Below are 13,327 nucleotides of genomic sequence, written 5' to 3'. Positions count from 1 at the left end.
CGCTACGGGGTGGGAGCCGTAGGGCACTCCCACAGAACTCCGATCCAGCAGGGCTCACTTGACCGGCGATGTCCGAGTCGGTCCGACAGTGGTCCAACTCGTACGGGTTTAAGTATGGCGGATGGACGGTGCCGCAGGGCAGCGCGGCGTCGCCTGAATACCCGGTTGGTCAGCCGTCCGTCGTCGAGACGCATGTCACCGAGAACGGCACCGCGTTGGACACCGCCTCGAACGGTGAGCGGATCTCCACGGCCATCTGGCTGCGGAGCGTTCCGCTCCGCGCGTACGTCGACAGCCGTACCGTCTCCTGGTGGGAGTGGGGGCCGCCCTCCGGGAACGCCAGCGTCCGCCACTGTCGGTCGATCACGGTTCCGTTCGTCGAGACCCACCGGTACGAGAACTGGAAGGGCAACTTGGGCACCGTGAAGGTCGCGGTGAACCAGGGAGCCTGCGCGTCCTGTGGGGGGCAGTCTCCGACGTACGTGGTCGCACCCCCCGTCACGGCAACCGAAACGGGTTGCCCGGCGGTGCCGCTCGGTCCGCTGCTCGCCGCACCGGAGGCGGCGCGCTGCGCGTGCCCCGTGGGCGAGCCGGTGGCCTCACGGCCGTCTCCGTCGCCGCCGAGCACATAGCCCAGCCCGCCGACGAGCAGCGCGAGCACGACTGCTCCCGCCGCGGTCAGGTACCAGGTGCGCCGGCTCCGCCGCGTGGGGCCGCGGCCTGACGCGTCGGCGCCGTCGGGATCGAGCGCCGTCGACGCGGCGAGCACCGCGGTATCGGCCGTGGGTACGGGCCCCGAGGAGGCCGGGCCGGCCGATACGGTGGGCAACTCGGCGGTGCCCGCAGCCGTAGGAGCCGTTGGCGTGGGTGCCTCTGCTGCGGGTGCCTCCACTGTGAGTGCCTCTGCTGTGAGTGCCTCTGCTGTAGGGGCCTCTGCTGTGGGGGCGTCGACTGTCGCCGTGATGTCCCAGGCGTGCGTGGCGTCTTGCGGGACAGTCGATGCCCCCGAGACAGCCGGTGCACCGGCCTCAGCAGGTGCGCCTCCCGCGAACGGGGACACAACGGTGGGCAGTTCTTCGGTGGCCGCTGCGGGGAGCAGCGCTGAGGACCCGGCCATGTCGGCACCGGAGGTGCCCTCGGCACCAGCCAGACGCAGCTCCTGCTCAGCCTGTTCGGCCGGCATCCGGTCGGTGGGGTCCTTGCGCATCAGGCCTTCGATGACGGACGCGAGGGGTCCGGCCCGATGCGGCGGCGGCAGCTCCTCGTCGACGACGGCGCGCAGAGTGGCCAGAGGGGTGGTCCGGCGAAAGGGCGAACGGCCCTGGACAGCCGCGTAGATCAGCGCTCCGAGGGACCACAGGTCCGAGGCGGGACCGGGGGTCTGCCCCAGGGCCCGCTCCGGCGCCAGGTACTCGGGAGAGCCGACGACCTCGCCGGTCATCGTCAGCGCGGACTCCCCCTCCACGGTGGCGATGCCGAAGTCGGTGAGCACCACCCTGCCGTCGTCGGCGAGCAGCACGTTGGCGGGTTTCACATCGCGGTGCAGCACTCCGGCGCCATGGGCCGCGCGCAGCGCGGCCAGGACCTCGGCACCTATGCGCGCGGCCTCCCGCGGCGTGAGGGCACCCTGGGAGCCGATGACGTCGGCCAGCGACCGGCCGCGGACGAACTCCATGATGATCCACGGCCGGCCGTCGTCGGTGGCGACGTCGTGGACGGTCACGACACCGCGAGCGCTGATGCGCGCCGCCGCCCAGGCCTCCCGCTCCAAGCGGGTGTACATCCGCTCGACCCGCTCCGCGGCCAGCCCGGCGGGAGCGCGTACCTCCTTGACGGCGACCTCGCGGTGCAGTGCCTCATCGCGTGCGCGCCACACGGTGCCCATACCACCCTCGCCGAGAACGGACAGCAAGCGGTAACGGCCGGCGACCAGCCGTTCGGCACCCGCGTCCGGCGACGCCGTGTTCTGTTGTGGCATGAGGGCTGCACTCCCTGTCCTTTGCGAACGGCCGAGGAGTGGCGACGCCCCCGTCCGGTCCATGGCCTGCCGGGGCAGGGTCCTTTCGGTTCGGCCACGGCCGGACGTCCCGCCAGACTTCACCCACCGCCCCGGCGTTCGGTGCGGAAGGAGCGGCGACGCACCGCGCCGCCGACCACGAAGGACACAGCTCCCGGACAGAATGATAAAACCCTGACCTTCGTGAAGTGAGGCCGCCCAGCACCAGCGCCGACAGGGGCACGAGGGTTCCCGTGGCCGGCACCCGACTGGCTCGACCGGGTCGCCGCCGGCCGTCCCGGCATCCGCAAGGGGTGGGTCGGCGGCGGCTACCGCCGGCGGTCCGGATCGGCAAGAAGGACTCGTTCGATCTTCCCTACCCGTTCACCCGTATTCGACGGCCGCGTCCAGCAGCCAGTCCGTCAGGTAGCCGGCGAAGGAGGAGCGCACCAGTACCCAGAAACCGGCCCTGGCCTCGTCGCGGGCGACCAGGAGGATCTGCGTGCGGGCCAGCGTTGTCTGGGCGCAGTGGCCGGGGCCGAAGGCGCGCCGGTGAAGGTCGAGTGGGCAGCCGTGGGAGAGCAGGTCGCGGGCCCGGGGCCCGGTGACCAGGACGGTGGTGCGCTGGGCGGAGACGTCGGTGACGGAGACGGCGTCGCCCCCGGCTGCCGAGCGGACCCGGCTCTCCAGATCCCGCTGGGTGCCGGGCCGGCCGACCACCAGCCATTCGTCGGGGCCGAGCCACACCGCGGTCAGGTCCCCGGCGCGCACGACGGTGTCGGGTTCCAGGGGCAGTTGGAGCCCCAGGGCGAGTCCGACGGCGTCCGCGGCCGGGCTCTTCGCGTCGAGGCGGACGTTCACCTGGGCCAGGAAGGGGAGTTCGGCCAGGCGGACCACCCCCCGGGAAGAGCGCGTCGCGGCGGCCAGGCGGTCGGCGGCATGCGCCAGGGGGCTGCGCTGCCGTGCGGTCGGGGCGGTGTCAGCCATCGCGGCGGGCTCCCTCGGGGTCGTAGAGGACGGGGCTTGCGACGGTCACCGGGAGCAGCCGGTCGCCGACGGGCGCGTACAGGCGCTCGCCGATACGGTCCCGGCCGCCCTTGATCAGGGCGAGCGCGAAGGTCCGGCCGAGCGCCGCGCTGCGGTAGCTGGAGGTGACATGGCCCAGCATCGGGACCGGCGGTGCGGGCAGTTCGCTGTCGGCGACCAGCTGGGTGCCCTCGGGCAGGAGGGCGGCCGGGTCCACGGGGAGCAGGCCGACGAGGTGCTTGCGGTCGGGACGGACGGTGTCGGCGCGGGCGTAGGAGCGCTTGCCGATGAAGTCGGGCTTCTTCTTCGACACCGCCCAGCTCATGCCCAGGTCCTGCGGGGTGACCGTGCCGTCGGTGTCCTGGCCGATGATCGGGTAGCCCTTCTCGGCCCGCAGGACGTGCATGGTCTCGGTCCCGTACGGAGTGATGCCGTACGGGGCACCGGCCTCGTACAGCGCCTGCCACAACGCGAGGGCGTCCCAGGGTGACACGTTGATCTCGTAGGCGAGTTCGCCGGAGAAGCTGATCCGGCACACGCGCGCGTCGATGCCCGCCACGGCCGTCTCCCGCCATGCCATGAACGGGAAGTCGTCGTTGGACACGGCGAGTTGCGGTGCGAGCGAGCCGAGGAGCCGGCGGGAGAGGGGGCCGACCAGGGCGACGGTGGCCCACTGCTCGGTCACGGAGGTGCAGTGGACGCGCAGTTCGGGCCACTCGGTCTGCAGCCACTCCTCCATCCAGTCCAGGACCGCCGCCGCGTTGCCGGTGGTGGTGGTGACCAGGAAACGCTCCCGGGCGAGCCGGATGACGGTGCCGTCGTCGAAGATCATGCCGTCCGGGCGGCACATGACGCCGTAGCGGATCATGCCGACCTTCAGAGTGCTGATCATGTTGGTGTAGAGCAGGTCGAGGAAGGCCGCGGCGTCCGGGCCCTGCACGTCGATCTTGCCCAGGGTGGAGGCGTCCATGAAAGCGACGCCCTCGCGGGCGGCACGGCACTCGCGCAGCACGGCGGATTCCATGTCCTCGCCGTCCTGCGGGTAGTACCAGGGCCGCTTCCACTGACCGACGTTCTCGAAGAGGGCGCCGTGCTCGACATGCCAGCCGTGCACGGCGGTCGTGCGGATCGGGTCGTGCAGCGCGCCGCGGTCGCGGCCCGCGAGGGTGGCGAAGGAGACGGGCGTGCAGGGCGGGCGGAAGGTCGGCAGGCCGAGCGCGGAGATGTCCACGCCGAGGAGTTCCGCGACGATGCCGCTCGCGAGCACCCCGGAGGTCCTGCCCTGGTCGTTGGCGGTGCCGGCCGTGGTGTAGCGCTTGGTGTGCTCGACCGAGCGCAGCCCGGCCCCGGTCGCGCGGGCCAGGTCGTCGACGGTGACGTCGCGTTGGAGGTCGACGAAGCGGGGTACGTCGTCCGGTGCGGGGACGGCGAAGACCTGCATGGGCGGCGACTGCGGCCGGGCGGGGACCGCGGGCAGTGCGGGCGCCTCGGCGGTGTAGCCCTCGGCCTCGGCGGCACGGATCCCTGCCGCCGCACCCTGGGCGAGCACTGCGGCGAGGTCGAAGGTGCCGGCCGCGCTGCCCGCGACCTCCAGCGCCTGACGGCAGGTGTCCGGGACGAACGTGCCGAGCGTCTCGTCGTGGCGGAGCTTGCCGCCGGCCTGGCTGAACAGGTGCGCCACGGGGTTCCAGCCGCCGGAGACCAGCAGGAGGTCGACGGCGAACTCACGCTGCCCGGAAGACTCTCCGTACGGGGCGACCGTTACCGCGGTGAGGCGGCCCTCCCCCTCGGTGCCGGTGACCGCGTGGGCCGCCAGCACCTCGATCCCGGCGGACCGGGCACGGTCGGCCCACTCCCCCGGTGCGGGGCGCGTGTCGACGATCGCCATGATCTCGACGCCCGCTGCCGCGAGGTCGAGGGCGGCGGGATAGGCGCTGTCGTTCGTCGTGAAGACGACGGCGTGGCGGCCGGGGGCGACTCCGTGGCGGTTGACGTACGTGCGGGCCGAGGCGGCCAGCATCACGCCGGGGCGGTCGTTGTCCCCGAAGGCCAGCGAGCGCTCGTGGGCGCCGGTGGCGAGGACGACCCGGCGGGCACGGATGCGCCAGACGCGTTCGCGGGAGACGTTCTCGGGGGCTCCTGCGCCGAGGTGGCCGGTACGGCGTTCGACGGCCAGGAGGTGGTTGTCGTCGTAGTAGCCGAACACGGTGGTGCGGTGCAGGACACGGACCTCGGGGGCCGCCTCCAGCAGGGCGGCGGTGGCCGCGACCCAGTCGAGGTGTTCGGCCGTGCCGAGCAGGCTGCCGCCGGGCTCCGGCTGGTCGTCGGCGAGGACGACACGGGCGCCGCTGCGTGCTGCCGCGGCTGCCGCCGCCAGGCCGGCCGGGCCGGCGCCGACGATCAGCAGGTCGCAGTGGGTGTGTACGGCGTCGTAGCGGGCGGGGTCCGGTGCGGTGGCGAGGCGGCCCTGGCCGGGCAGGCTGCTCGCGACCAGGCCGTCGTACAGCTCGACGGTGGTCGCGGGGAGCATGGGTTCCGGGAAGGGCTCTTCGATCTGGACGACGGCGTTGGGTTCTTCGACGCCGGCGGAGAAGATGCCTCGGGGGCGGCCGAGCTTGATGCTGGTCGCTGCCGCGATGACGCCGTTGGCGAGGAGGGCGGAGGCGAGGGTGTCGCCTCGGAAGCCTCGGTATTCGATGCCGTCGAAGGTGAACGTGAGGGGCTCGTCGCGGTGGATTCGGCCGCGGGTGGGGAGGCGGAAGGGCTGACCCGCGGCGGAGCCGCTGATGGATGCAGCGCCCCCGCCGCCCTTACCCGTCCCATCCTGAAGGGGCTCTGCCCCTTCGACCCCGCCGGGGGCTGCGCCCCCGGACCCCGCTTCGGCCTGAACGGCCTCGTCCTCAAACGCCGGACGGGCTGCATGGGCAGCGCGGGGTTCGGGGGTGACCGGGCGTTCCTCGCCCGTCCTGTACACCGTCAGGATCTCGTTCGTCGCCGTGTCCCGCACCGCGTTGAACCACCGGCGGCACCCCGCCGCGTGGCTCCAGCGCTCGGCGAACGGCCCCTTCGGGTTGTCGCGGAAGAACAGGTATCGCGCCCACTCCTCGTCGGTGAGGGCGGCCGGGTCCTCGGGGTAGGCCACGTGCGCCTGGCCGCCGTAGTGGAACTCTGCCTCGTCGCGGGGCCCGCACCACGGGCAGGGGATGAGCAGCATGTCGTTCGGCTCCCTTGAGGATCCCTAGTGGGCCACCGCGGCCGCGCCGTGCTCGTCGACGAGCGCGCCGGTGGTGAAACGGTCGAGCGAGAAGGGGGCGTTGAGGGTGTGGGGGGTGTCGTGGGCGATGGTGTGGGCGTAGACCCAGCCGACGCCCGGGGTGGCCTTGAAGCCGCCCGTTCCCCAGCCGCAGTTGAGGTAGAGGCCGTCGACGGGGGTGAGGCCGACGATCGGTGAGGCGTCGGGGCTGACGTCGACGATGCCGCCCCAGGTTCGCAGCACGTGGGCGCGGGCGAAGACCGGGAAGAGCTCCAGGGCCGCGGACATCTGTTCCTCGATGATGTGGAACGCACCGCGCTGCGTGTAGGAGTTGTACGCGTCGATGCCCGCGCCCATCACCAGCTCGCCCTTGTGCGCCTGGCTGACGTACACGTGGACGGCGTTGGACATGACCACCGTCGGGTGCACGGGCTCCAGGAGCTCGGAGACCAGCGCCTGCAACGGGTGGCTCTGCAGGGGGAGTTCGATGCCTGCCATCGCCGCCAGCACCGAGGTGTGGCCGGCCGAGCAGAGGGCCACCTTGCCGGCCGCGATCGGGCCCAGGGTGGTCCGGACGCCGACCACACGGCCGCCGACCACGTCGAGACCCGTGACCTCGCAGTTCTGGATGATGTCGATCCCGGCCGCGTCCGCCGAGCGAGCGAAGCCCCAGGCCACGTAGTCGTGTTTGGCGATGCCCGCGCGCGGCTGGTAGGTGCCGCCGAGGACCGGATAGCGCACGTCGGGTGACGTGTTGACGATCGGGCAGACCTCTTCGACCTGCTCGGCGTCGAGCCATTCGGCGTCCACGCCGTTCAGCCGGTTCGCCTCGACGCGGCGCACGCTGTCGCGGACGTCCTGGAGGCTGTGCGCGAGGTTCAGCACGCCGCGCTGGGAGAAGAGGATCGGGTAGTCCAGCTCCTCCTCCAGCCCTTCCCACAGCTTGAGAGCGTGTTCGTAGATGCCCGCGCTCTCGTCCCACAGGTAGTTGGAGCGGATGATCGTGGTGTTGCGGGCCATGTTGCCGCCCGCGAGCCAGCCCTTCTCCAGCACGGCGACATTGGTGATGCCGTGGTTCTTCGCCAGGTAGTGGGCGGTGGCGAGGCCGTGTCCGCCGCCGCCGACGATCACCACGTCGTACGACCGCTTCGGGTCGGGCGTGCGCCAGAGCCAGTCGGGGTGGTCGGGGAGGTCGGCGCCTGGGGTGCTGGGGCTCATCGGGCGTCTCCGGCTTCCGAGAGGTGCGGGTAGAGCGGGTGCCTGGCAGCCAGGGCCTCGGTGCGGGCGCGCAGCGCGGGCACGTCCGGCTCGGGCTGGAGGGCCAGGGCGATCACGTCGGCGACCTCGGCGAAGTCCTCCTCGGTGAAGCCGCGGGTGGCCAGGGCGGGGGTGCCGATGCGCAGGCCGGAGGTCACCATGGGCGGGCGCGGGTCGAAGGGGACGGCGTTGCGGTTGACGGTGATGCCGATCTCGTGGAGCAGGTCCTCCGCCTGGCGGCCGTCCAGGGAGGAGTCCCTGAGGTCGACGAGGACCAGGTGGACGTCCGTGCCGTCGGTCAGCACCTTGACGCCCGCCGCCGCGGCATCCGGCCGGGTCAGGCGCTCGGCCAGGATGCGGGCGCCGGCCAGCGTGCGGGCCTGGCGTTCGGCGAACTCTGCTGACGCCGCCACTTTGAAGGAGACCGCCTTCGCGGCGATGACGTGCTCCAGCGGGCCGCCCTGCATGCCGGGGAACACCGCCGAGTTGATCTTCTTGGCGAGGTCGGCCTCGTTGGTGAGGATGACGCCGCCGCGGGGGCCGCCGAGCGTCTTGTGTGTCGTGGTGGTGACCACGTGGGCGTGCGGGACGGGGCTGGGGTGGAGTCCTGCGGCGACCAGGCCGGCGAAGTGCGCCATGTCGACCATGAGGAGGGCGTCGACCTGGTCGGCGATGCGGCGGAAGGCCGCGAAGTCCAGCTGCCTCGGGTACGCCGACCAGCCCGCGATGATCATCTTGGGGCGGTGCTCCTTGGCGAGGCGCTCCACCTCGTCCATGTCCACGAGGTGGTCCCTCTCGGCGACGTGGTACGGGACGACGTTGAGCATCTTGCCGCTGTAGTTGATGCGCATGCCGTGGGTGAGGTGTCCGCCGTGCGCGAGGTCCAGGCCGAGGATGGTGTCGCCGGGCCGGAGGAGGGCGAAGAAGACGGCGGTGTTCGCCTGGGCGCCCGAGTGCGGCTGGACGTTGGCGTAGCCGGCGCCGAACAGGGACTTGACGCGTTCGATGGCCAACCGCTCGGTGACGTCGACGTGTTCGCAGCCGCCGTAGTAGCGGCGGCCGGGGTAGCCCTCGGCGTACTTGTTGGTCGCGACCGACCCCTGGGCCTCCATCACGGCGGACGGCGCGAAGTTCTCGGAGGCGATCATCTCCAGGGTGGACTGCTGGCGGTGCAGCTCTGCGCGGAGGGCGGCGTGGACCTCGGGGTCCAGCTCCGCCAGGGGTGTGTTCAGCGCGTTCATGGGGTGTTCGCGTTCCTCTCGGCGGCCTCGACGACGTTGGCGAGCAGCATCGCCCGGGTCATGGGGCCCACGCCCCCGGGCATCGGCGCGAGCCGTCCGGCGACCGTGGCGGCCTCCGGGTGCACATCGCCGGCGAGCCCGTGGTCGGTGCGGGTGATGCCGACGTCCAGGACCGCCGCGCCGCGGCGCAGCATGTCCTTGGTGATCAGTCCGGGCGAGCCGGCCGCCGCGACGACGATGTCCGCCTCACGTACGTGCCGGGTCAGGTCCTTGGTTCCGGTGTGGCACAGGGTGACGGTGGCGTTCTCGGAGCGGCGGGTCAGCAGGAGTCCGAGCGGACGTCCGACCGTGATGCCCCGGCCGATCACGCACACGCGCGCTCCGGCGAGCGGCACCTCATAGCGGCGGAGCAGTTCGACGATGCCGCGCGGGGTGCACGGCAGGGGTGCCTCGACGCCGAGGACGAGCCGACCGAGGTTGACGGGGTGCAGCCCGTCGGCGTCTTTGGCGGGGTCCATGCGTTCGAGTACGGCGCCGGCGTCCAGGTGGGGCGGGAGCGGGAGTTGCACGATGTAGCCGGTGCAGGCCGGGTCGGCGTTGAGTTCGTCGATGACGTCCTCGACCTGCTGTTGCGTCGCGTCGGCGGGCAGTTCGCGGCGGAGGGAGGTGACGCCGATCTGCGCGCAGTCCCGGTGCTTTCCGGCGACGTAGGCGTGGCTGCCCGGGTCGTCGCCCACCAGGACGGTGCCGAGGCCCGGCTGCCGTCCGGTGGTGGTGGTCAACTTGGTGACTCGGTCGGCGAGTTCGCGGCGGACGGCGGCTGCGGTCGCCTTGCCGTCAAGCAGTTGTGCGGTCACCGGCGGTACTCCTTCCCCGGGGCTAACCACGCAGACGGGACATGGTCGGGTCGAACAGGGGTTCCTCGGCGACGACCGCCTCGACGCGCTGGTCGAAGTAGCCGATGTGCACGGTGGTGCCGGGGGTCGTGAGCTCGGCAGGGAGCCAGGCGTAGGCGATGCCCTTGCCGATCGTGTAGCCGTAGGCGGCGCTGGTGACATAGCCGACGGCGCGGTCGCCGTCGTACACCGGCTCCTTGCCCATCACGACGGACCGGGGGTCGTCGATGGTGAGGCAGGTCAGCCTGCGGCGGACGTCGGCCCTGCGGCGTTCGAGTGCCGCCTTGCCGATGAAGTCGTCCTTGTCGGGCTTGACGGCGAAGCCCACGCCGGCCTCGTAGGGGTCGTGTTCGTAGGTCATGTCGGTGCCGAAGGACCGGTAGCCCTTCTCCAGGCGGAGGCTGTTGAAGGCGCCGCGGCCCGCGATGATGCCGCCGAGGGGCCGGGCCGCGGCCCAGAGGGTGTCCCAGAGTTTCCGGCCGAGGTCGGCGGTGGTGTACAGCTCCCAGCCGAGTTCACCGACGTACGACAGGCGCATCGCGGTGACGGGGACGCTGCCGATGTGGGCGCGCTTGGCACGGAAGTACTTGAGGCCGTCGTTCGAGAAGTCCTCGTCGGTGAGGGGCGCCAGCACCTTTCGGGCGAGCGGGCCCCACAGGCCGATGCAGCAGGTCCCGGGGGTGATGTCGCGGACCTGGACCGTGCCGTCGGCGGGGAGGTGGCGGGTGAACCAGTCGAGGTCCAGGTTGCCGTTGGCCCCGACCTGGAAGAGGTCGCGGGCCAGGCGGGCGACGGTGACGTCGCTGCGGATGCCGCCGTCGTGGTCGAGGAGGAGGGTGTACGTCACCGAGCCGACCGACTTGGCGACCTTGCCGGTGCACAGGCCCTCCAGGAAGGCCCCGGCACCGGGGCCGCTCACCTCCAGACGCTTGAGGGCCGTCATGTCGTACATCGCGACGGTCTCGCGGGTGACCTGGGCCTCCGCACCGACGATGGGCGACCAGTAGCGGGCGGCCCAGTCGCCCGGGGTCGGGATGGAGCGGCCCTCGACCAGGCCCGCGTTCGCCTCGTACCACTGCGGGCGCTCCCAGCCGTTCGCCTCCAGGAAGAACGCGCCGTGTTCCTGCTGGCGGGCGTGGAAGGGGCTGGTGCGGATCGGGCGCGGCTTCCCGGACGGCTGGAGCGGGTGGAGGATGTCGTAGACCTCCACGAAGTTCTGGCAGTCGCGGGCCAGGACGTACTCCGGGGAGAGCTGGTGCGGCTCGAAGCGGTTGACGTCGCACTCGTGCAGGTCGAAGGAGGAGCAGTGGCCGTCGACCAGCCATTCGGCGACGGCCCGGCCGACGCCCGCGGAGTGGGTGACCCACACGGCCTCCGCGACCCAGAAGCCCTTGACGTCCGGTGACTGGCCGAGCAGCGGGTAGCCGTCGGTGGTGAAGGAGAACAGGCCGTTGATGCCCTCCTCGACCTTGGCCTCCTTCGTCGCGGGGAGCAGCGATCGGGTGGCGGTCCAGGCGTCCTCGAAGTCCTCCTCGGTGAACTTCATGACGGAGGGCATCTCTTCGGCCTCGTCGAAGGAGAGGATGTCGTCGGCGCGGACGGGCATCGGGCGGTGGCCGTAGTAGCCGATGCCGATGCCGTCGAAGCGGTCGCGGTAGTAGAGGTCGGCGTCCTGGTGGCGCAGGATGGGGCGGACCGCCTCCTCCGTCTGGCCGGCGAGGGCCGGTACCGGCCCGGTCCAGGCGAGCTGGTGCGCGAGCGGGGTGAGCGGGAGGTTCATCCCGACCATGCGGGCGATCCTCGGGCCCCAGATGCCGGCGCAGCACACGACGATGTCGGTGGGGATCTCGCCCCGGTCGGTCAGGACGCCGGTGACACGGCCCTCGTTCTGCCGTACGTCGAGGACTTCGTGGCGGGCGAGGAAACGGACGCCGCGTGCGGTGGCCCGGCGGATCTGCGCCTCGACGGCGAGGACGGCCTTGGCGAGGCCGTCGGTGGGGACCAGGAGGCCGCCGAGGACCTTGTCGCGGTCGACCAGCGGATGCTGCTCGACACACTCGTCGGGGGTCAGCAGGCGCGCCTCGATGCCCCAGGCGGTGATCCAGCCGTGGCGACGGTGGAGTTCGGCGAGGCGCTCGGGCGTGGTCGCCACTTCGAGGCCGCCGACCTGCAGGAAGCAGGGCTTGCCGTCGACGTCGAGGGAGCAGAACTTCTCGACGGTGTAGCGGGCCAGCTCGGTCATGGTCTTGGAGGGGTTCGTCTGGAAGACCAGGCCCGGGGCGTGCGAGGAGGATCCCCCCGTGGCCGGGAGGGGGCCCTGGTCGACCACGGTCACTTCGGTCCAGCCGCGTGCGGAGATCTCGTCCGCGAGGGCCGCTCCCACGACGCCCGCTCCGATGATGACCACTCGGGGTCCCGCCATCGCTCAACCTCCGAACTCGAAACCGGTCCAGTTGCTGTCTGCGCAACTTGATTCAGGTTGCGCAACTCAATGTGCCTGCCCCCGAGGAGGGGTGTCAAGGGGGCGCAGGGCGTCGGTGAGCAGCGCGAAAAGCCGACGGGCCCGGTCGGCTGCACTGGCAGCCGACCGGGCCCGTTCAGGGGTTTTCGGGGTCGCCGACGCGTCACCGCTCCACGGCCGAAGACGGTGACGGCGGCAGTGACCCGGACGCGCCTGCGCCCGCTATTTCAGCCAGGCGTCGACCTTGTCGCGGTTCGCCTCGACCCACTTCTTGGCGGCCGCGTCGTCCGACATCTTGTCCACCGCGATGTACTTGGCCACGGCGTTCTGGTCGTCGTTGGTCCAGTGGAACTTCTTCACCAGGTCGTACGCCGGACTCCCGGACTTGGCGAACTTCGCGCTGACGATCTTGTCCAGGTCGTAGACGGGATAGTCGCAGGCGACCTTCGCGGAGTCGGCGTCGCAACCCGTCGTGTATTTGGGAAGGTTGACCTTCACCAGCGGCACCTCGGACAGGAACCACTGCGGCTCGTAGAAGTAGCCGATCACCCACTGCTTGTTCTTCTCGGCCGTCCGGAAGGCCTGGATGAGCGCGGTCTCGCTGCCCGCGTACACCACCTTGTAGTCCAGCTTCAGGTTCTTCACCAGCGCCGCGTCGTTGGTGACGTACGACGGGTCGCCGTCGAGCAGCTGGCCCTTGCCGTCCGACTCGGAGGTCTTGAACTCGGACGCGTACTTGCCGAGGTTCTTCCAGTCGGTGATGTCCGGGTGGGCCTTGGCCAGCCACGGCGGCACGTACCAGCCGATGATGCCCTTGTTGCCGGTCTGCCCCGCCTCGACGGCGGTCTTCTGGCCGGTGATGTACTTCTTCTTCAGATCGTCGTGGCCCCAGTTCTCCAGGACGGCGTCGACCTCGCCGGTCCCGAAGCCCTGCCAGGCGATCTCCTCCTTGAGGTCCTTCTTCTTGACCGTGCAGCCGAGGTCGTGCTGCGCCACGTACGCGACGACCGCCGCGTCCGCCTCGTAGCCCACCCACGGGTTGACGGCGAGGTTGAACGTGCCGCACTTGCCGCCCGAGCCCTTCGAGCCCGCGGAGGAGGTGTCACCGACCTTCGCCCCTGAGCACGCCGTGAGGGTGAGGCCGAGGACGGCCAGGCCGGCCGCGCCGGCTCGCCAGTGTCTTGCCATGGTGTCCTG

At 71.4% G+C, this 13,327-nt stretch carries 8 protein-coding genes; all 8 read right to left on the bottom strand.

What is annotated here, in order from left to right; genetic code table 11:
• Positions 1-169 precede the first annotated feature (169 nt).
• A complete protein-coding gene (locus tag ACFZCP_RS07020; RefSeq protein ID WP_391424811.1) occupies positions 170-1,978 on the bottom strand; it encodes a protein kinase in 1,809 nt (602 codons plus the stop codon).
• Positions 1,979-2,380: 402 nt separating this feature from the next.
• Complete coding sequence (locus ACFZCP_RS07015) at positions 2,381-2,983, bottom strand: sarcosine oxidase subunit gamma family protein (protein WP_391424809.1); 603 nt, start codon at positions 2,981-2,983, stop codon at positions 2,381-2,383.
• On the bottom strand, positions 2,976-6,236 hold the full coding sequence (locus tag ACFZCP_RS07010; protein WP_391424807.1) for a sarcosine oxidase subunit delta family protein: 3,261 nt from the start codon (positions 6,234-6,236) through the stop codon (positions 2,976-2,978). The genes ACFZCP_RS07015 and ACFZCP_RS07010 overlap by 8 nt, the downstream gene beginning before the upstream one ends.
• A 24-nt stretch (positions 6,237-6,260) precedes the next feature.
• Positions 6,261-7,493 carry a sarcosine oxidase subunit beta family protein gene (locus tag ACFZCP_RS07005; protein WP_391424806.1) on the bottom strand — a complete coding sequence of 411 codons (1,233 nt, stop codon included), beginning with the start codon at positions 7,491-7,493 and terminating at the stop codon, positions 6,261-6,263.
• Positions 7,490-8,773: a serine hydroxymethyltransferase gene (gene glyA / locus ACFZCP_RS07000; RefSeq protein ID WP_391424803.1), complete on the bottom strand. Its 1,284-nt coding sequence runs from the start codon at positions 8,771-8,773 to the stop codon at positions 7,490-7,492. The genes ACFZCP_RS07005 and glyA overlap by 4 nt, the downstream gene beginning before the upstream one ends.
• A complete protein-coding gene (locus ACFZCP_RS06995; RefSeq protein WP_391424801.1) occupies positions 8,770-9,630 on the bottom strand; it encodes a bifunctional methylenetetrahydrofolate dehydrogenase/methenyltetrahydrofolate cyclohydrolase in 861 nt (286 codons plus the stop codon). The genes glyA and ACFZCP_RS06995 overlap by 4 nt, the downstream gene beginning before the upstream one ends.
• A 22-nt stretch (positions 9,631-9,652) precedes the next feature.
• A complete protein-coding gene (locus ACFZCP_RS06990; RefSeq protein WP_391424800.1) occupies positions 9,653-12,091 on the bottom strand; it encodes an FAD-dependent oxidoreductase in 2,439 nt (812 codons plus the stop codon).
• 261 nt (positions 12,092-12,352) lie between these two features.
• The gene (locus tag ACFZCP_RS06985; RefSeq protein ID WP_391424798.1) at positions 12,353-13,318 is read right to left on the bottom strand and encodes a glycine betaine ABC transporter substrate-binding protein; all 966 of its coding nucleotides are present in this window, start codon (positions 13,316-13,318) and stop codon (positions 12,353-12,355) included.
• Positions 13,319-13,327: the final 9 nt, after the last annotated feature.

The organism is Streptomyces sp. NPDC007971, from assembly GCF_042958635.1.
Lineage (GTDB): Bacteria > Actinomycetota > Actinomycetes > Streptomycetales > Streptomycetaceae > Streptomyces.
The sequence above is the reverse complement of the archived record's forward strand: the minus strand, read 5'-3'. Positions and strand labels throughout refer to the sequence as shown.

What these genes read in the sequence shown, in the direction of transcription:
- ACFZCP_RS07020 (WP_391424811.1), bottom strand. Translation starts at nt 1,978, where the DNA reads ATGCCACAACAGAACACGGCGTCGCCGGACGCGGGTGCCGAACGGCTG.
- ACFZCP_RS06990 (WP_391424800.1), bottom strand. Translation starts at nt 12,091, where the DNA reads ATGGCGGGACCCCGAGTGGTCATCATCGGAGCGGGCGTCGTGGGAGCG.
- glyA (WP_391424803.1), bottom strand. Translation starts at nt 8,773, where the DNA reads ATGAACGCGCTGAACACACCCCTGGCGGAGCTGGACCCCGAGGTCCAC.
- ACFZCP_RS07005 (WP_391424806.1), bottom strand. Translation starts at nt 7,493, where the DNA reads ATGAGCCCCAGCACCCCAGGCGCCGACCTCCCCGACCACCCCGACTGG.
- ACFZCP_RS07015 (WP_391424809.1), bottom strand. Translation starts at nt 2,983, where the DNA reads ATGGCTGACACCGCCCCGACCGCACGGCAGCGCAGCCCCCTGGCGCAT.
- ACFZCP_RS06985 (WP_391424798.1), bottom strand. Translation starts at nt 13,318, where the DNA reads ATGGCAAGACACTGGCGAGCCGGCGCGGCCGGCCTGGCCGTCCTCGGC.
- ACFZCP_RS07010 (WP_391424807.1), bottom strand. Translation starts at nt 6,236, where the DNA reads ATGCTGCTCATCCCCTGCCCGTGGTGCGGGCCCCGCGACGAGGCAGAG.